This is a genomic window from Enteractinococcus helveticum, assembly GCF_001657475.1.
Taxonomy (GTDB): domain Bacteria; phylum Actinomycetota; class Actinomycetes; order Actinomycetales; family Micrococcaceae; genus Yaniella; species Yaniella helvetica.
On record NZ_LXEY01000016.1, the window covers coordinates 115573 to 133076 of the forward strand.

A 17504-nucleotide genomic window follows, 5' to 3' on the forward strand; every position below is an offset into this window, starting at 1 on the left:
CATGAGCAAGGAAAAATCTACCCTGACCCTGGCTGCAGCACTCAATGCGGCCCTGGCCGATGAGATGTCGGCCAATGACATGGTTGTGGTCTTCGGTGAGGATGTCGCCACGCTGGGTGGCGTGTTTAGAATTACCGAGGGCCTGAGCCAACAATTCGGCGACGACCGCTGTTTTGACACCCCGCTGGCCGAATCCGGCATTGCCGGCACGGCCATTGGGATGGCGATCGGCGGGGTGCGCCCGGTGATCGAAATGCAATTCGATGCCTTCGCCTATCCCGCATTTCAGCAGATGATCAGCCACATGGCCAAGATGCGCAACCGCACCAAAGGTGCTGTCTCGCTGCCCATCACCGTGCGCATCCCCTACGGCGGCGGCATCGGCGGCGTCGAACACCACTCGGATTCTTCCGAGACCTTCTACGCGCATGCCGCGGGCCTGAAAATTTATACCCCGGCCAGTGTTGAAGACGCGTACCTCATGCTGCGCTACGCGATCCGGCTCGATGACCCGGTCATCTTCATGGAACCCAAGAAACTCTATTGGACCAAGGCCGATGTGTCGCTGGAACAACTGCGTGAAGAATTCACCACCCGCTGGGCCCAGGTCGAGGATCGGCGCGAACACGGTGAAGCCTACGCACGAGCCGCCGTTGTTCGCCAGGGCGAGGACGCCACGCTGGTGTCCTACGGCCCATCGGTGGTGACGTGTTTATCTGCTGCCGAAGCTGCCGCTGCCGAAGACATCAGCGTCGAAGTCATCGATTTACGCACCATCAATCCGCTGGATGAGCAGACCATCATCGCCTCGGTTACCAAGACCGGTCGCGCCGTCGTCGTCGCCGAGCCACAAGGTTTCGCCTCGGTGGCCTCTGAGCTGGTCGCACGCATTCAGCAGCGGTGTTTCCACTCGCTGGCCGCCCCGGTGCTGCGGGTGACGGGCTTTGACATCCCGTATCCACCACCAATGTTGGAGAAGTACTACCTGCCCAATGTTGACCGCATTCTGGATGCCATTGATGACCTGCAATGGGATGACACACCCGTGGATTACCGTCCGATCGTGACCGCAGGAGGCAACCGATGACCACCCAAGTATTTCAACTGCCAGATCTGGGCGAAGGCCTCACTGAAGCCGAACTCGTCAAATGGCTCGTGGCCGTGGGCGACACCATTACGGTGGATCAACCCATCGCCGAGGTCGAAACCGCCAAAGCCCTGGTGGAAGTCCCCTCCCCGTACGCCGGGACGGTCGAAACCCTGCACGGCACCCCGGGCGATACCCTTCATGTGGGCAATCCACTGATCACGATTGCCCTGACCACCGACGACGGCGCGCCGCGCCCCGGTGCCCTGGATTATCGGGAAGAAGAACGCGCCGGGATCACGGTGTCCGAAGACAGCGACGACGAGGCGTCCGGTAATGAGCTCATCGGCTACGGCACCTCCGGGGGTGCCACCACCCGGCGCACACGTCGATCCAAACGCGCCACCAAGGTTTCTGGCAATGGCACCGCGGATCCCAGCCGCACCTCGGCTGCTGTCAGCGCACCCCGGGTGATTTCCCCGCTGGTACGGCTCTTGGCCAAGCGTCACGGGGTTGATATTAGCCGGCTGACCGGTAGCGGACCCGACGGCGTGATTCTGCGGGCGGATGTGATGGCCGCGATCGACCAGCCCGTCCAACAGTTTGAGGCCGCAACGCCGCAATCCACCCAGCCTGTGACCAAATCGGCCGCCGAGCATGTCGATGCACCGGCTGGCCTGGCGGTTTCCGAGCGCGTCCCGGTCACCGGCGTGCGCAAGATGATCGCCGATCAAATGGTGCGCTCACGGTCGATCATTCCGGATGCGACGTCCTGGATTGATGTTGATGTCACCGAATTGCTCGAACTGCAGGCCCGGCTCAAAGCAGATAACCCTGAGACCGCCCCGAGTCTGTTGGGGCTGATCGCCCGATTCGTCACCGCCGCACTTCGCCGCTATCCGGTGCTAAATACACGGTTTGTTGAGTCCGACGACGGCGCCGAGCTGGTGTATTTTGACGGGATCAACTTAGGCATTGCCACCGATAGCGAGCGCGGGCTCGTGGTGCCGGCGGTTGAACACGCCGAACGATATTCAGCTCGTGAGCTCACCGGCCAGATCAAGGAATTGGTGGATAAAGCACGCCGTGGTCAGTGCACGGTGGCTGAGCTGACCCGCGGTACCTTCACCCTGAACAACTATGGGGTGCTGGGTGTTGATGGTGCTGCGGCGATTATCAATGCGCCCGAGGTTGCCATCATGGGTGTCGGGCGCATCATCGACCGGCCGTGGGTTGTCGAGGGAGAATTGGCGGTACGAAAAGTCACCGAACTGACACTGTCATTTGATCACCGTGTCACCGACGGCGCCACCGGATCAGCATTCTTAACTGCCGTGGCCGATGCGATGCAGCATCCAACATCAGTGCTCGCCGACCTATAAGCACGTCCACACACCAAGTTATGCTTCCATCAATGACATTGTCTGGCTGATCAGTGCGGTGAGTCCAAACTGAAACGGCGGGTCGGCATACTGGTTTCGCGCGTCAACATCCATCCCATCAATGGCGGGATCGCTCTGGATTCTGGAGGCTTTCACCACGCGATCCAACCACGCGCTATCTGCGGTGACGTCGTCGGTATCAAAGATGGTCGACGGCGCGTCGACGTCCAAGGCCGAACCAAATAAGAATGATTCAAACGCTACGATCACCTTGATCACCAGGGCGTCAGGGATGCCAGCGCTAGCCAGGGCTTGGGCGACCGTGTTGTACATGTGCAAGGTTTTGGGTGACTCGGAGACCGCAGTGACGGCGATCGTAGGGATCAGTGAAGGGTATTCGGCAAATACGGCACGATAGGACAACGCCCAATCGCGCAGGGCCTCTTCGAGCGTGGCCTGCTGGGCAATGAGTCGCTGCATGCCTTGCAGCGAGACTTGGGATACCAGCGCGTCTTGAATCAGTAACACGATGTCGGCTTTATTTGTCACGTGGTTGTAGAGCGCCGAGGCCGCGACCTTGAGCCGCTTGGCAAGGTTCGTCATGGTTAGTTGTTCAAGCCCTCGTGCGGTGACGAGTTCCAGTGCTTGTTCACCAATGAGCTCGCGACTGAGCACCGGTTTGACGGGGCGACCTGCGGTGCGTTTGATGCTCTTCACTGTGTCCTCAAATCCAGATGTGATACATCGACCATCCTACAATTCCGGCGCGCTTTCCGAATGGATTTCCTTCGACTAGGCAACATCACCTGCAATGTGTATCATATCACTAAATGAACCGTATTCATTATTGAGGGAAGCCGTGACAAGTCTTTACGCAACAGCAGAAAACCGCCCAACCATCGAGCGCGACGTCGTCGTCATCGGCGCCGGACCAGCCGGCATGATGGCCGCATACACACTGAAGAAAGCAGGCAAATCGGTGGCAGTGCTTGAGGCGCGTCCACGCGTAGGCGGGCGCACCTGGAACGGCAAAGTACAAGATGCCTCCGGCAAAGAACACTTCATTGAGATCGGCGGGCAATGGATTTCTCCTGACCAGACGCGCCTGATTGACCTCGTCGAGGAACTGGGATTGACCACATTCTCCCGCTACCGCGAAGGCCAGAACGTCTATGTGGCGCCGGACGGCACTCGGCATACCTATAGCGGCGACCAGCTGCCAGTTTCGGACACCACGGCCACTGAGATCGACAAACTGATCGACCTGCTCAACACCAAGGTCACCGAAATGGACGTGACCCAACCCTGGGCGATGCCCGACGCCGCCCAGTTGGATGCGATCTCGTTTCGTGACTGGTTGAAACAGCATTCCGATGATCAAGAAGCCATTGATAACGTCTCGATCTACATCGCCTCGGGCATGCTGACCAAACCCGCCCATACGTTCTCCGCACTCCAGGCCATTCTGATGGCTGCTTCGGCCGGGTCGTTTTCCAACCTGGTGGATGAAGACTTCATCCTCGATAAGCGCGTTGTTGGTGGGATGCAGTCGGTGTCGCTGAAAATGGCCGAATATCTTGGCGACGACGTCTACCTCTCGTCTCCGGTGCGTCAGCTCGACTGGGCCACCACCGACCCTGAGACTGCCGATGCGCTGAATAACGTTGCTGCCGATGTGCGCAATGGGGTTGTCGATGATGGTGCACCAGCAGAGGTCACGGCGTATTCGGATACCGTGATCGTCCAGGCAAAAACCGCCGTACTGGCCGTCCCACCGAATCTGTATCACCGGATCCAATACGTCCCACCGCTGCCCCGCGAACAGATGGTCGCCCACCAGCACATCTCGATGGGCCTGGTGATCAAAGTCCACGCCGTCTACGAGACCCCGTTCTGGCGGGACAAGGGCCTATCGGGTACCGGATTTGGTGGCGGGCGCATGGTCCAGGAGGTCTATGACAACACCAACTATGGCCCGAACCTCGTTGACGACCACGATGCCGAAAATCCCCACGGCACGCTGGTGAGCTTCATATCCGATGTGCACGCCGAAACCATGTGGGCGCTACCGGCAAAGGAACGCAAACAGCGCATCTTGGCAGAACTCGCCGCCTATCTAGGCGATGAAGCCCTGGAGCCCATCGCGTTTTTCCTATCGGACATGGCCGCCGAGGAATGGACCCGCGGCGCCTATGCCACCAGCTATGACCTGGGCGGACTCAGCCGCTGGGGGCACCTGCAGAACCGTCCAACCGGTTCGATCTACTACGCCTGTTCTGATATTGCCGCCGAAGGCTACCAACACGTCGACGGCGCAATTCGGCAGGGCGAACTCGTGGCCGGCCGCATCCTTGAGAGGCTGCAATGAACACTCCCACCTTCCGAAACCTGGTCGTCGCCTACACCGCAACCGACACCGGCCGCGATGCACTGAATCTCGGCATCGCCATGGCCCGGACCTCGGGCGCTCACCTGAACTTGGTGACCGTTGTCCCCCAGGACAATATTTATGCTGCGGTGTATCCATCGGACCGCGGGCACATGCCCATTATCCAGGAACAAGTGCGCGAGTGGCTCGAACAAGCCCAAGCCTCCCTACCTGCTGACATCAGCAGCAGTATCCACACCATCACCGATTCTTCCGACGCCGCCGGACTGCTCACTGCAACCCAACAGCTCAACGGCTCGGCCATAGTACTGGGCGGTCGACGCGGCGGGCTATTGCGGCGCTTCCGACTCGGAACGACAGCCACCACGCTGCTCCATTCCAGCCCGGTTCCCGTTGCGTTGGCCCCGGGCGGGTATCAGAACCAGGCCAAACTTTCAGGCTTCACCGCGATGTTCGGTGCACGCCCCGGTGCGGAGGCGGTCATTCACTACGCGCTGCAGGCGGCCCAATCATTCAACCTACCGCTGCGATTGGTATCGCTGCTGTTCCTCGATGAGCATCAAGCCGACTTCTTGCCCGAAGGCATCAACACCGCAGATCTGATCGCTCAAGTTGAACAATTCGGCAACGAACAACTCGCCGCTCAAGCCGCCGACATGGTGGCCAATCACCAGGCCTCCACGGTCGTGGCCACCGGCAAAGACGTTCACGACGCCGTCGACCAGCTGACCTGGATGGAACAGGAACTGGTCATCTTCGGCTCATCACGCCTGGCCTCCGAACAACACACGTTCTTGGGTGCCACGGCTGCCAAAATTTTGCGACACATCCCATCCCCCATGATGGTCATCCCTGCGGAGACCACCTAGCAGTCTCGGACTCAGCTTTCGAATCCGGCTACCTGAACCGAAAGAGGTATCTTGTGAGCACCTCCCCTCCCCTGAGCACCCCAAGCTCAGCCCCATCCGGCAAAACGCCAGAACGAGGCCGCTCGGCCAAGGGCCTGGCAACCGGACAGATTGGGATCATCGGCGCGACCGTCATCGGGGTCTCGTGTATCGCCCCGGCATATACGCTGACCTCGGGGCTGGGACCGACCATCTCCACCGTCGGTACCCAGGTCCCAGCTATCCTGCTGGTCGGGTTCATCCCGATGCTGCTGGTGGCCTTTGGCTACCGGGAACTCAACGACCGCGTCCCCGACTCCGGCACCTCCTTCACCTGGAGTGCTAAAGCATTCAACCCGTGGATCGGGTGGATGAACGGCTGGGGTTTGATCGCCGCAACCGTCATCGTGCTGTCCAACCTGGCGGCGGTCGCCGTCGACTTTTTCTACATACTGTTATCCCAGGTCTTAGCCAACCCCGATATTGCCCTGTGGACCCAGAATTTGTGGATCAATATCCCCACAACGCTGATCTTCACCGCAATTGCCGCCTGGGTGGCCTATCGCGGCCTGGATACCACCCAGAAACTGCAGTACCTCCTGGTCACCTTCCAAGTCTTAGTACTGACGGCATTTGTTGTGGCCGCACTGGTGCAGGTCAATAACGGCCAGGCCTTCGACGCCACACCGGTCAGTCTCGATTGGTTCAACCCACTGGAAATCACAGATTTCTCGGTCTTTGCAGCCGGTCTGTCGCTGTCGATCTTCATGTTCTGGGGCTGGGACGCGGTACTGACCATGAACGAGGAAACCCGCAACCCCGAAAAAACTCCGGGGCGGGCAGCCACCCTGACCATTCTGATCATCATCACCCTGTACATTCTGGTGACCGTCGGCGTCATCGCCTGGGCCGGCATTGGAGATCAAGGCTTGGGCGCAGGCAACCCGGAGAATCAGGAATCGATCTTTGCGGCACTGTCCGGTCCGATCCTCGGACCATTTGCTATTTTGATGTCGGTCGCGATCCTGGCATCGTCCTTTGCATCCCTGCAAACCACCATGATCTCCCCGTCGCGAACCATCCTGGCCATGGGCTACTACAAAGCGTTTCCGCCGGCGTTTTCCAAAATCTCACCAAGGTTCCGCACCCCATCGGTTGCCACCATCGCCTCGGCGGTCGCCACCGGCGGTTTCTACACGATCACCCGATTAATCAGTGAAAACGCCCTGTGGGACACCATCACCGCACTTGGCCTGATGATCTGTTTCTACTACGGCATCACCGCCATGGCCTGCGTGTGGTATTTCCGCAAAGAACTCACCGGCTCCGTACGCGATTTCCTGTTCCGCGGCCTATTCCCCGGTATCGGTGGCGTGGTCTTATTGGTCATGTTCTTCCAGACCGCAACCGACTCAATCGACCCATCCTATGGCTCGGGCACTTCCCTGGGAGGTATCGGCATGGTATTCATCCTAGGTATGGGTGTTTTACTGCTCGGTGTGGTCCTGATGATCTGGACGCGCATCAAACACCCTGCGTTTTTCGCTGGTGAAACCCTACCGAAAACTACTTCCGTTACTGACGACACAACCACAATCACCACGATTTAGGAGAACCATTGGTCACCTCTGGCGTATTCCAAACCATCAATCCCGCAACAGGAGAGGTGCTCGCCGAGCATCCCACCATTGACGACGGCGACGTCGACGGTATCGTTACGAAATCACGCGATGCCTTTGCATCCTGGCGCAGCCTGACCATCGAAGAACGCGCAGCCAAAGTCGAAAAACTGGTATCCCTGCTGGAAGACAACGCCGATGAGCTGGCGTCGATCATGACCAAGGACATGGGTAAACCGCTGACCGAAGCCAAAGAAGAAACCGAATTCAGCGCCGAAATCTTCCGCTACTACGCCACAAATGGTCCCACATTCGCTGCCGATCAGCAGGTCAATGAGGACGACGAGACAATCTCATATATTCAGCGCCGTCCGGTCGGTCCGCTGCTGGGCATCATGCCGTGGAACTTCCCGTACTATCAGATCGCCCGGTTTGCTGCCCCCAACCTGGTGTTGGGCAACACCATCATCTTGAAACACGCTGAGTCCTGTCCCGAATCGGCGCTGGCCATGCAACGAATGATGGACCAAGCCGGCATCCCCGAGGGTGTCTATCAGAATGTATTTGCCACCCACGACCAAATCTCGGCATTCATCGCCCACCCCCACATCCAGGGCGTCTCGCTGACTGGATCCGAGCGGGCGGGGGCTGCTATCGCCGAACAGGCCGGCAAGCATCTGAAGAAAGCCGTGCTGGAGTTGGGCGGTTCGGACCCGTATGTCATTTTGAGCACCGACGACGTCAAAGCCGCCGCACAACAGGCCTTCGCCGTCCGGATGGAAAACACCGGTCAGTCCTGTAACTCGAATAAGCGCATGATCGTCATGGACGATATTTATGATGACTTCGTCGCCGAGATGGTCAGCCTGGCCTCAAACTTAAAACCAGGCGACCCGAGCCAACCCGACGCTACCGCCTATTCACCGCTATCCTCTGCCAAAGCTGCCGAGGGACTGATGGCGCAACTCCAGCGCGCCAAAGATGCTGGAGCAACCGTTCATGTCGGTGGGGATCGACCAGATCTACCCGGTTTCTATGTCCAACCAACGGTGCTGACCGACGTGCCCCAGGGCTCGGAAATCTACTACGAAGAATTCTTCGGTCCAGTGATCAATATTTTCCGGGTCGAATCCGATGAACAAGCCCTCCAGCTAGCCAATGACACCCAGTACGGGCTTGGTTCTGCCGTCTTTGCTACCGACCCCGACAGAGCACGAAAATTTGCTGACGGATTGGAAGCTGGCATGGTTGGTGCCAATACTTCCCCCGAAGAGTCGGCAGAAGTACCGTTCGGCGGAGTCAAACGCTCCGGTTACGGTCGCGAGCTCGGGCCGGTCGGCATGGACGAATTCGTCAACAAGCGCTTGCTCACCGTCAAGAAATAAACACCCCAAGTCAACAGAATGCAGGAGTCAGTTCAATGGCTGGCTCCTGCATCTCTGTTGGGTGCTGCTTGCACCATGGTCTGCTGGTGCAGTCGCTTGCCGTTATATCGAACACCGGGCACCAGCGGCGTCGACCCATATGCAGTGAAACCCATGCGTTGGAAAAATCGGACGGCACCCGGATTCTCGACAAGTGTCTGGAGATAACAGCCCGGCGAACCGGCTTGGGTCCAACGATCGAACCAAGCTTCCATCAGGGCGGATCCGGCGCCGGTTCCTCGTGCTTCTGGAGCAACATTGATGTGCAGATGCGATGGCCAGCGTGCGTCGTCAAAATCTTCTGTGGCGGGTTCTTTGCGAAGTTTGGTCCGCACCGTATCAGCGATGGCACGACCGAAAAACACCATACTTTGAGGTCGGAGGGCTAATCGATATTTTCGAATGGCAAGCTCCATGCGGGCGCCTTCGGATGGGAACGTAGCACTGTCCAGGCACCCGGTGAGATATCCAACCAACGCGCCATCGGCCTCGGCAACAAATAAGGATTCTGGTTCAAGGTCCATATACGGATCCAAGTAGACACTCGCCTCGGCTTCTGGGTGTCCCAAGAAGGATCCTGGAGGGGCCCCGTCACCGGCTCTGGCGAAGAGCGTACGCAACTCGGATCGATCTGTTTCATCAAAGGGTCGAATCTTTGCTGTACTCACGGTTGTCTCCTGTGCTGCGGCAACGACTTGCCGGACATTGATTGATGGTTCTCATAAAGGCCAGCACTCCGCAGATCCGGTGGTTACCAGCGGACTCGAATGCCCAACGGCAGACACATATCAGTAAGCCAGTTTCTGTCGGTCAGTCTGCTGAAAATTTTGGCCACGGAGGCGTCAGCGGCCAGAGCATCTGATGCAATGCGGTCCCCAAATAATGCAACCGCTACGGTGTCGTTGCAGCGATTACTCATCCACGCTACACCTTCGAACCCGGCACGGTGTGCAGCTTCTGCCCACTGCACCGTCTGAGGATACGTACGCATGTCATAAGATGTGAGTGCTTGATGTGTGGTACCAAGTGCTCGGAGTCCATTGCCCATAAATTTTGCTAATTTCAGCTGCCTAGTTGTACGAAACGCCGCCATGACAGTCCGCATATAGTCTGATGGGATAAGTACCCCGCCCGTGGCTGGAATATCCCTCAACAGCGTCTCGCATATTGCGGCCTCAGCCGAGTAGGCTGCGTACAAGACCGGAACAATAGCTCCTGCATCATCCGTGAAGAACGCGAAACGGGTCGGTTCCCCGTAGCCTGGGTTGAAGTCGGTGACTTGTCGGCCACCGTCATCATGCAGGACCCGGTACAACAGCTGGTGCGCTTCGATTGTGAAGGTCTCGGCGGCTCGCGGGCCGGTAGGCCACTGTGCTTCTACCACTGCGTACCAAAACGGCTTTGGAATACCGCCAGCACCTGTGCGGCGTCGTCAATCACGTCAACGGGTCGGTTGCCATCCAGGCTCGGCGATCCCAGGAGAAACCATTGAGCTACGTCCTCATCTGACACGCCAAGTTCCGGGGCTACCCGGAGTACGGCCAGCACCGATTCATAGATTTTCCCGGATTCGGTGAATTGGAAACCCGGATAACGATAGGCGTTACGCCGAGAAATGCCCAAAATTTTTCTGGCTTTCCGCCGGTCATTGGCGAAACCTCCGGTGGTTTGTTTTGAACCTGCGATCTGGGCTACCGTTCGGCCATCAAGTAAGCCAAATTCGGCCTCCATATCGCGCCACGCATTTTCTGTTGCAACAATGCCAGCGGCCATTTGTGGCGAAATCATGTGATCTAACGATTCCACTGCCTCGCCCAGCAACTGTATTGAACGCACCATCTGCTGGTATTCAGCAGTCTCTTTGATCGCGAATCGATCTACTTCAGAATCTGGCTTAGGTGTTGACATATCCGCTCCCGCTCCTTCGAATCCATTTTAGTGCGACAGAGAATGGAAATAAAGGGAATCATGGACATTCAAATAGCTAAGTAAGACCTTCAAAAATGCATGCTGCTCTTGATCGACAGAAACAAGGAGCAAGCGCCTACTTTGAAAAGGTGCGTTGAATCCGCTTCACTCTCGATTGCTCCCAATAACCTGTGGAGGGTCTTTTGGGCTCTATCGTGCTTCGGCGAAAGGCCCCACAAGAGCTAGGGTTTGATATATCAACGCAGATAGCCCGAAGGAGAAGGGCGGCTCGGCGTAAAAATTATTCATCGATGCCGGGTTTACAAAATGTTCGTCAGCCTTCTGATGCCTGGTATGCACTGATCGCGACGCCGCAACAGCTCGGGCAAGCCTAGCGTTTGCCGAACAGCTGGGTGCTGGCACGGTCGGGGCGAACACCTCACCAGAGGAATCCGCCGAAGTCCTTTTCGGTGGGGTGAAACGCTCCGGCTACGGTCGTGAACTCGGCCCCGTGGGCATGGAAGAATTCGTCAACAAATGCCTCATGACCGTCAAAAAATACCCGTTCATCGCACCTCAATATGGTGGCTGTTCCAAAAAGGAACGGCCACCATTTTCTGGACTTCTGTCACACCACACCTCGCACAATATGTGCAAAACTGTACCGCTTCCGGTACACTTTTGCACATAACAGGAGGTATTTGTGACGTATCAACGACAGCTGCGTCGAATAGCTGGCTATCAACATGGGATCATCACGACTATTGATGCCGACGAGGCAGATGTTCCACCGGTAGTATTACGAAAATTGGCTCAACGCGGAGTATTAAGAAAAATCGGTCATGGAGTATACCGTTTTATTGATTTCCCAACAACGACTGGGTCATCAGAAGCTGAAGCCGTCGCCATAGTTGGTGAAGATTCGTATTTAGAAGGCGAATCGGTGCTGAGTCTCCTCGAATTAGGGCACGCCAACCCAGTAAGAGTGGAGGTTGCTACCCTCCGTCAGGTGCGTCGTAGTTTACCTAGGTGGTTGAAAGTAACACGTCGAACGACGTTGCATGAAGACCAGCTCACAACCTATCATGGAGTCCCTTCGGTCACATTAAGCACTGCATTACAGCAAGTCAGAAACCGCACTCCAGAATATCGGTGGAAAGAAGCAGTAGATCAAGCAACCAGAAGAGATCTACTATCAGTGCATGAACTCGATGAGTTACTGGCAAACCGACCGCACGAGGCAGCATGACAATCATCAAGACCGTGGCCGATCTGGATCAAGCTATTAAGGATGTGGCTGCCACTTTCGATATTCCTGTTGCTCGAGTCCGTACCACCTTCATCGGTGTCGTTACCTCACAGATGCTGCCCAACTCGGTAGAACTCAAAGGTGGCTTAGCTATCAAAATGAGACTTGGCGAGCTCGGCACGCGCGCTACCTCTGATCTCGACGCTGTTTACACAAGCGACTACAAAAAGACGATTGAAGAGATCAAGTATCTCTGCAAAATCGGGTGGGGACAAGTGCCACCTTCAAAGAGGCAACTAAGGGCAAACCCTGGCGCACCAAATCGCGTTGCATTTACCGGAGCTATAAAAGAAAAACCACAACACGATCCGGGAGTGGACCGTCCGGAGTATCTGATGCGGCCTCTGCGCGTATCGCTTCAATTTCTCGGCAAACAATGGGGTGCTATCGATCTGGAGCTCGCGCATCCTGAGGTCATGGCGAACTCAGGAACTCAGGCTCCAATCGACACCGAGCTCAAAATGCAATTTGAAAGTTTCGGATTCGGGAAGATAACATCGGTTCGCTTCTTATCCGTCGAGTTGCAAATCGCGCAAAAGGTGCACGCCCTGACACATCCGAATTCCGACCGAGCGCACGATCTTGTTGATCTTCAAAAACTTTGGACTGCAGAAGTAGATACGTCCATCTTGCTAGAAGCCTGTGAATCGACATTTCGGTATAGGCGAGATCACAGCTGGCCTCCATTGCCCCTTCGACCAATGGCGGCGGATAGAGAACGATATCTACAAGCAGTTCAAGAAGTCTCTACGAATGGTCAAGATCCCGATGTTCGACCCGATCTGGACGACGCTCGAGAATGGCTTGAAAACCGTATAAATACTCTTCTCAATCATGAGGAGATCTAGCGCAGCGGAGTTATGCGACCCGAATTGATGCGATTTCTCTTGTGTCGGCGTCCGGCTCCTACATTCATGCTATCCAATCGACTTGGTTCCTCCACCACATTATTTTATCCGCTCAGATCGTTGGCGAGATTATAGAGCCCCGCTGGGATGTATTCTGATGCGCCAAGCCCTTGTGCTTCGTCGGTGCGCGCGGATGGGCTCTGACCGCGCCAGAAATCCAGACTGCTCACGGAATCTTCCGCAGCACTTTCGGGCAGGACCGTGTCCAAAACTTCGGCCACAGTAGCGAACACCTCGGAATAGGACACGATCTCAGAACGAACACCGTGGCTTCGACGGCGTCGGGCCAACGAATGATCAACGGCTCACGGTGGCCGTCTTCCCAAATATCGGATTTGTGTCGGCGCCAGCCATTGGATGCATCGTAGCCATATTCGCTTAACTACGGCAGATCTGCCACGCCGGAGGTGCCATTATCGGAGGTCACGATGACAATGGTGTTGTCCGCAGCGCCCCTGAGCGAATACCCTAACGCCAGAACACAGAGTAGAAAAATGCGAGAGCCAGCTGATGCTGACTCCCGCATTTTTCTACGAGGCGATAAACGCCGTCATTGGTATTTTCTAGTAGGCCTGCTGGCGCTGTTCGACGATCAGGTGGATCAACGCGAACTTACCGCTTTCGATGGCCTGGTAGGCACTTTGAATTGCGGCTGGGATCTGTGCGTTGTCGGTGACGCGGACGCCGCAGCCACCGAATGCATCTGCCATGGCGGCGAAGTCTGGGTTCTTCAGCTGGGTGCCGGAGACTCGGCCCGGGTAGTCGCGCTCCTGGTGGGTGCGGATGGTGCCGTATTCCTGGTTGTCCATGACAATGACCAACGGGGTGGCCCCGTACTGGGCGGCGGTGGCCAGTTCTTGGCCGTTCATCAAAAATTCGCCGTCACCGGCAACCGTGACCACGATCTTGTCCGGGTTATCCAGCGACGCGGTCACAGCCGAGGGGATCGAGTAACCCATGGAGCCATTGCGGGCGGAAATCAACGAACCGTAGTGGTGGGTCGGGAAGTAGCGGTGCACCCAGTTGGTGTGCTCGCCGGCCCCGAAAGTGACCATCGCGTCATACGGCAGTGTTGGCACCAGGTGAGCCATCATGGCGTCCATTGAGGCGGGGCCGTCGTTGATGCCTTCGGTGGGCAGGGCTGCGAACTCTTCTTGCTGACGGCGCATCTTGGCTGTCCAGTTTGCCCATTCGGGTTTATTTGGCAGGTCCATGCGCACTAGGTCGCGCACGAAGCTTGCTGGCTTGGCCACGATCTGGTGGGAGACCGGGCCTGAACGGCCGCGCAGGGCCGGGTCGATAGTGACCAAGAAGTTTTTCTTGTCCCAGTTCTGACGAATGGTGAAACCGTCGGTCACGGTGTCGCCTGGCACGGTGCCCACGAACACGATGAGGTCGGTTTCTTCTAGCAAGTCATAAGTTGGTTTTGGTCGGCCATAGCCCATCGGGCCAACGTAGGACGGCGAGTCAAACGGGATGGTGCCCTGGGTTCGCCATTCGACGGCACCGGCGATCTGGTGGTCTTCCAGCCAGCTGCTGAGCTGTTTGGAGGCTTCTTCGGTCCAGTCGTTGCCACCGGTAATGAACAGTGGTTTATCAGAATCCAGCAGCGCGTCGTAGAGCTCTTTCCAGTCGTCAACGGTCATACCGCCGCCGGCAACCGGGATCTGCGGGTGCAGTCGAGCATCGATTTCTTCTTTAATAATATCTTCTGGCAGACCCACGACGACGGGGCCTGGGCGACCGGAGGAGGCAGCGAACATGGCTTCGGCCACGATTTCGGAGGCGCGGTCTGGGTGGTCCAAGACCATGACGCGTTTGGTACCGGTACCAAACCAGGCGTGTGGATCGAATTCCTGGAAGGCTTCTTTTTCGCGGTGTTCGAATGGGATCAGGCCAACGAACAGCACCATTGCTGTGGAGTCCTGCCATGCGGTGTGCAACGCGACGTGGGCGTTGGCGGCGCCCGGACCACGGGTGACCATGGCAATGCCGGGGGTCTGGTTGAGTTTGCCGTCGGCTTCAGCCATATAGGTGGCGCCACCTTCGTGACGGCACACGATATTTTGAATCGGGGAGTTGGTCAGTCCATCCAGGACGTCGAGATAGGATTCACCGGGCACCGAGTAGATGCGTTCGACTCCGTGCGCTACCAGGGTGTCGACAATGACGTGACCGGCGGTTTTGCGTTGACCATTACTATTAAGAGGGTATGCCATGTATGGAAAGCTCCTTGACTGAATTTCTTTGCGTTCAGCCCAGTCGCCATTGACCAAGGGCAAGCGCTAACCCCTACAAAATACCAGCGATATAGGGAATAGTGGAATTTCAGACGTTTGTTTCACGTCACAAATACGCCGCAACGAACATCCAGCACAATCGATCCCGATTCAGGAGAAGATTCACGTATGTCCAAGGTTATGATCATCGGCGGTCACGGCAAAGTCGCTCAACTCGCAACACCTTTACTGGTGCAGGCCGGCCACACGGTGACCTCAATTATTCGCAATCCCGGCCAAGAAGACACCATTCGTACCCTGGGTGCTATACCCATGGTCTTTGATATTGAACAAGCCGACCGCGAGGAGTTCGCCGAAGCATTCCGTGGTCAGGATGCGATCATCTGGGCAGCCGGCGCCGGTGGAGGCAACCCCGACCGTACCTATGCGGTTGATCGTGACGCCGCGATTGCCTCGATCGATGCAGCACAACAAGTCGGCGCCAACCGCTACATCATGGTGTCGTATCTTGGCTCTTCGCTTGACCATGACATACCAAACGATAGCCCGTTTTACCCCTATGCACAGTCCAAGGCCATCGCTGATGATCACCTGATGCAATCGGAACTCGACTGGACGATTCTTGGCCCCGGCACGCTCACCCTGGACGATCCATCGGACAGCATCCGCCGCGTAGGGCGAATGGCTTCAGACACTTTGGCCGAAGGCGAGAACCGTGACACTTCACGTGCCAATGTCGCCCATGCAATCCTGTCAGCATTGACCTCGGATAAGAGCATCCGAACCGTCGTGGATTTTGTTGACGAGGACACCCCAATCAACCACGTATTCGGTCTCTAAGTCACCAAGCATGAGGCGCTCCAAGACCAACAGTGGTCTTGGAGCGCCTCATCATGTATATGCTCAAGACATCGACATCGCGAGGTGTCGATTTTTTAGGTCAGGTCACGTCCGCTAGATTCTTTGGTGCACAATACTGCAATCGTGCCGATGAGAATGATCCCAGCCCAGAAAGCTCCCACCAGGTACATGGAGCCTCCGCCAACAATAACCAGACCGGCGGCAATCATCGGCGTGAATCCTGCCCCAAGAACCGAAGCACCTTGAAATGCCAGAGAAGCACCTGTGTAACGGACTTTCGCGGGGAATTGTTCGGCAACAAATGCGCCAATCGGTCCATAGAGCAGCCCTTGGACGACGCCGTTAGGTCGACTGCGCCTGCCACCAAGCTACCGTTCAACTTAATCGAGGTCGGGGCAACCTGCTGTGCAGTTGTGCCAGCTCCGTCCCATCGCATGATTCGAGCATTCGTCGTTGAGTTACCGCTCTGAGTGCGCTGGTATGCATATACAGGCCCACCACTGGCTCCGATGCCAATACCGTTGTAATTGGAGCTCCCAGTTCCCATCGTGCCCTGCCGTTCGGTATCACGAGTCTGGTTATCGCCTGGCTTGATTTGGTACACATCACCATTTCCACGGATGCTGTATAGGTAGCCCGGTTCGCAGACCAGTGCCCGACCAGTAGTAGCGAGCGCATTTGGCGAAGTTTTTTCAATGGACTCATCAGAAGTCGTCTTGGTTGACTCGACGACACGAGATGAGGCCGAAGGTTGAGGAGCTTTCGTTGCCGCTGGTTCGTTGTCTACCGGTTCAGGAGTCTGCACAACATCATCCGCCACTGGCTCTTCCTCTACCGTTGAATCCAACGGTAGAGTGGAATGCGTCTCGATTTCAGTTGGATGAGGCGTATTTTGCTCATCAGCAAAAGCGGTACCGCTAGGCATGATGAAGATTGCCGATACGAGTACCGCAAGGGCAGCGGAAATTCCTCGTCGTGGCGAAACTAACGTCATATGGGGTTCCTCTTCTAAGCTTTTTGGCATCAACAAGTAACACCCCAGAAAGTGCTGGGGTGTTCTATCCAGTGAGTGGTGATTTGGACGGCGCTCAGGCGTCGGTGATGTTCAAGTTTGGCGCTAAGTCCGAGGTTAACTCTAAGAGTTAAAACGTTGAGTTCTCCAGCTGATTTGGGGGTTTGAGGCCGAATCCACCCGTTACCTCACCCATCTAGAACCACCGCTTAACCCCGAGTATCACCCGGTATCCGATACCGTTTCACACCCGTAGTCGCCCACTGGGCTCAGGCTGAAGTCCTGGCTATCGCCCACACTGGTCTTTCGGATCACCCCGGCATCACCCCGCTGGGGATTTTGGACAAGACTTCACTCAAATCGCAGCCCTTGTCTGAGCAGCTTGCCTGATTTCGGCATGGTTTTGGTCCGAGTCGGCTTGGGCCTACAACACCAGATGTGAGTTTCCTCTGGGTGCTGGGACATTCCTGTCAATATG

18 protein-coding genes are annotated in these 17504 nt (G+C 56.6%); 10 read left to right on the forward strand and 8 right to left on the reverse strand.

The window, feature by feature from the left end; translation table 11 throughout:
• Nucleotide 1 precedes the first annotated feature (1 nt).
• Both A6F49_RS06100 and A6F49_RS06105 read left to right on the forward strand, forming a co-directional pair.
• The gene (locus A6F49_RS06100) at nt 2-1087 is read left to right on the forward strand and encodes an alpha-ketoacid dehydrogenase subunit beta (RefSeq protein WP_043057582.1); all 1086 of its coding nucleotides are present in this window, start codon (nt 2-4) and stop codon (nt 1085-1087) included.
• Nucleotides 1084-2469: a dihydrolipoamide acetyltransferase family protein gene (locus A6F49_RS06105; RefSeq protein WP_043057581.1), complete on the forward strand. Its 1386-nt coding sequence runs from the start codon at nt 1084-1086 to the stop codon at nt 2467-2469. Before A6F49_RS06100 ends, A6F49_RS06105 begins: the two co-directional genes overlap by 4 nt.
• Before the next feature lie 18 nt (nt 2470-2487).
• On the opposite strand, the gene A6F49_RS06110 is transcribed toward A6F49_RS06105, so the two are convergent.
• On the reverse strand, nt 2488-3186 hold the full coding sequence (locus A6F49_RS06110) for a TetR/AcrR family transcriptional regulator (RefSeq protein WP_052504804.1): 699 nt from the start codon (nt 3184-3186) through the stop codon (nt 2488-2490).
• A 142-nt stretch (nt 3187-3328) separates the two neighbouring features.
• Here A6F49_RS06110 and A6F49_RS06115 point away from each other — a divergent pair, with 142 nt between their 5' ends.
• The 4 genes from A6F49_RS06115 (at nt 3329) to A6F49_RS06130 (ending at nt 8749) form a co-directional block, all read left to right on the forward strand.
• Complete coding sequence (locus A6F49_RS06115) at nt 3329-4837, forward strand: flavin monoamine oxidase family protein (RefSeq protein WP_043057579.1); 1509 nt, start codon at nt 3329-3331, stop codon at nt 4835-4837.
• Nucleotides 4834-5727: a universal stress protein gene (locus tag A6F49_RS06120; protein ID WP_043057578.1), complete on the forward strand. Its 894-nt coding sequence runs from the start codon at nt 4834-4836 to the stop codon at nt 5725-5727. The genes A6F49_RS06115 and A6F49_RS06120 overlap by 4 nt, the downstream gene beginning before the upstream one ends.
• A 71-nt stretch (nt 5728-5798) precedes the next feature.
• Entirely contained in the window at nt 5799-7355 is a 1557-nt protein-coding gene (locus tag A6F49_RS06125) for an APC family permease (protein WP_043057673.1), read from the forward strand.
• An 8-nt stretch (nt 7356-7363) separates the two neighbouring features.
• Nucleotides 7364-8749 (forward strand): NAD-dependent succinate-semialdehyde dehydrogenase, encoded by a 1386-nt coding sequence (locus tag A6F49_RS06130; RefSeq protein ID WP_043057577.1) that lies wholly within the window; start codon nt 7364-7366, stop codon nt 8747-8749.
• A 32-nt stretch (nt 8750-8781) separates the two neighbouring features.
• Here the strand turns inward: A6F49_RS06130 and A6F49_RS06135 are convergent, their stop codons facing one another.
• The 3 genes from A6F49_RS06135 to A6F49_RS06145 form a co-directional block, all read right to left on the reverse strand.
• Nucleotides 8782-9456 (reverse strand): GNAT family N-acetyltransferase, encoded by a 675-nt coding sequence (locus A6F49_RS06135; protein WP_043057576.1) that lies wholly within the window; start codon nt 9454-9456, stop codon nt 8782-8784.
• Nucleotides 9457-9539: 83 nt separating this feature from the next.
• On the reverse strand, nt 9540-10172 hold the full coding sequence (locus A6F49_RS06140) for an RES family NAD+ phosphorylase (protein WP_052504803.1): 633 nt from the start codon (nt 10170-10172) through the stop codon (nt 9540-9542).
• Complete coding sequence (locus A6F49_RS06145) at nt 10166-10696, reverse strand: hypothetical protein (protein ID WP_043057575.1); 531 nt, start codon at nt 10694-10696, stop codon at nt 10166-10168. The genes A6F49_RS06140 and A6F49_RS06145 overlap by 7 nt, the downstream gene beginning before the upstream one ends.
• 409 nt (nt 10697-11105) lie before the next feature.
• Between A6F49_RS06145 and A6F49_RS17685 the strand changes: the two genes are divergently transcribed.
• The 3 genes from A6F49_RS17685 to A6F49_RS06150 are packed head-to-tail and all read left to right on the forward strand — an operon-like array spanning nt 11106 to nt 12853.
• Nucleotides 11106-11387 carry an aldehyde dehydrogenase family protein gene (locus A6F49_RS17685; protein ID WP_407643829.1) on the forward strand — a complete coding sequence of 94 codons (282 nt, stop codon included), beginning with the start codon at nt 11106-11108 and terminating at the stop codon, nt 11385-11387.
• 12 nt (nt 11388-11399) lie between these two features.
• Nucleotides 11400-11945: a type IV toxin-antitoxin system AbiEi family antitoxin domain-containing protein gene (locus tag A6F49_RS17280; RefSeq protein ID WP_082911626.1), complete on the forward strand. Its 546-nt coding sequence runs from the start codon at nt 11400-11402 to the stop codon at nt 11943-11945.
• A complete protein-coding gene (locus tag A6F49_RS06150) occupies nt 11942-12853 on the forward strand; it encodes a nucleotidyl transferase AbiEii/AbiGii toxin family protein (protein ID WP_052504802.1) in 912 nt (303 codons plus the stop codon). The genes A6F49_RS17280 and A6F49_RS06150 overlap by 4 nt, the downstream gene beginning before the upstream one ends.
• 104 nt (nt 12854-12957) lie before the next feature.
• Here the strand turns inward: A6F49_RS06150 and A6F49_RS18030 are convergent, their stop codons facing one another.
• Nucleotides 12958-13134 (reverse strand): hypothetical protein, encoded by a 177-nt coding sequence (locus A6F49_RS18030; RefSeq protein WP_161485782.1) that lies wholly within the window; start codon nt 13132-13134, stop codon nt 12958-12960.
• A gap of 342 nt (nt 13135-13476) precedes the next feature.
• Nucleotides 13477-15132 carry a thiamine pyrophosphate-dependent enzyme gene (locus tag A6F49_RS06155; RefSeq protein ID WP_043057574.1) on the reverse strand — a complete coding sequence of 552 codons (1656 nt, stop codon included), beginning with the start codon at nt 15130-15132 and terminating at the stop codon, nt 13477-13479.
• Between the two features lie 189 nt (nt 15133-15321).
• Between A6F49_RS06155 and A6F49_RS06160 the strand changes: the two genes are divergently transcribed.
• Nucleotides 15322-15993: an NAD(P)-dependent oxidoreductase gene (locus A6F49_RS06160; protein ID WP_043057573.1), complete on the forward strand. Its 672-nt coding sequence runs from the start codon at nt 15322-15324 to the stop codon at nt 15991-15993.
• Between the two features lie 95 nt (nt 15994-16088).
• Here the strand turns inward: A6F49_RS06160 and A6F49_RS18585 are convergent, their stop codons facing one another.
• Together A6F49_RS18585 and A6F49_RS06165 are read right to left on the reverse strand one after the other, a co-directional pair.
• Nucleotides 16089-16223 (reverse strand): hypothetical protein, encoded by a 135-nt coding sequence (locus A6F49_RS18585; RefSeq protein WP_268751177.1) that lies wholly within the window; start codon nt 16221-16223, stop codon nt 16089-16091.
• Nucleotides 16220-17008 (reverse strand): hypothetical protein, encoded by a 789-nt coding sequence (locus A6F49_RS06165; protein WP_043057572.1) that lies wholly within the window; start codon nt 17006-17008, stop codon nt 16220-16222. The genes A6F49_RS18585 and A6F49_RS06165 overlap by 4 nt, the downstream gene beginning before the upstream one ends.
• Nucleotides 17009-17504 lie beyond the last annotated feature (496 nt).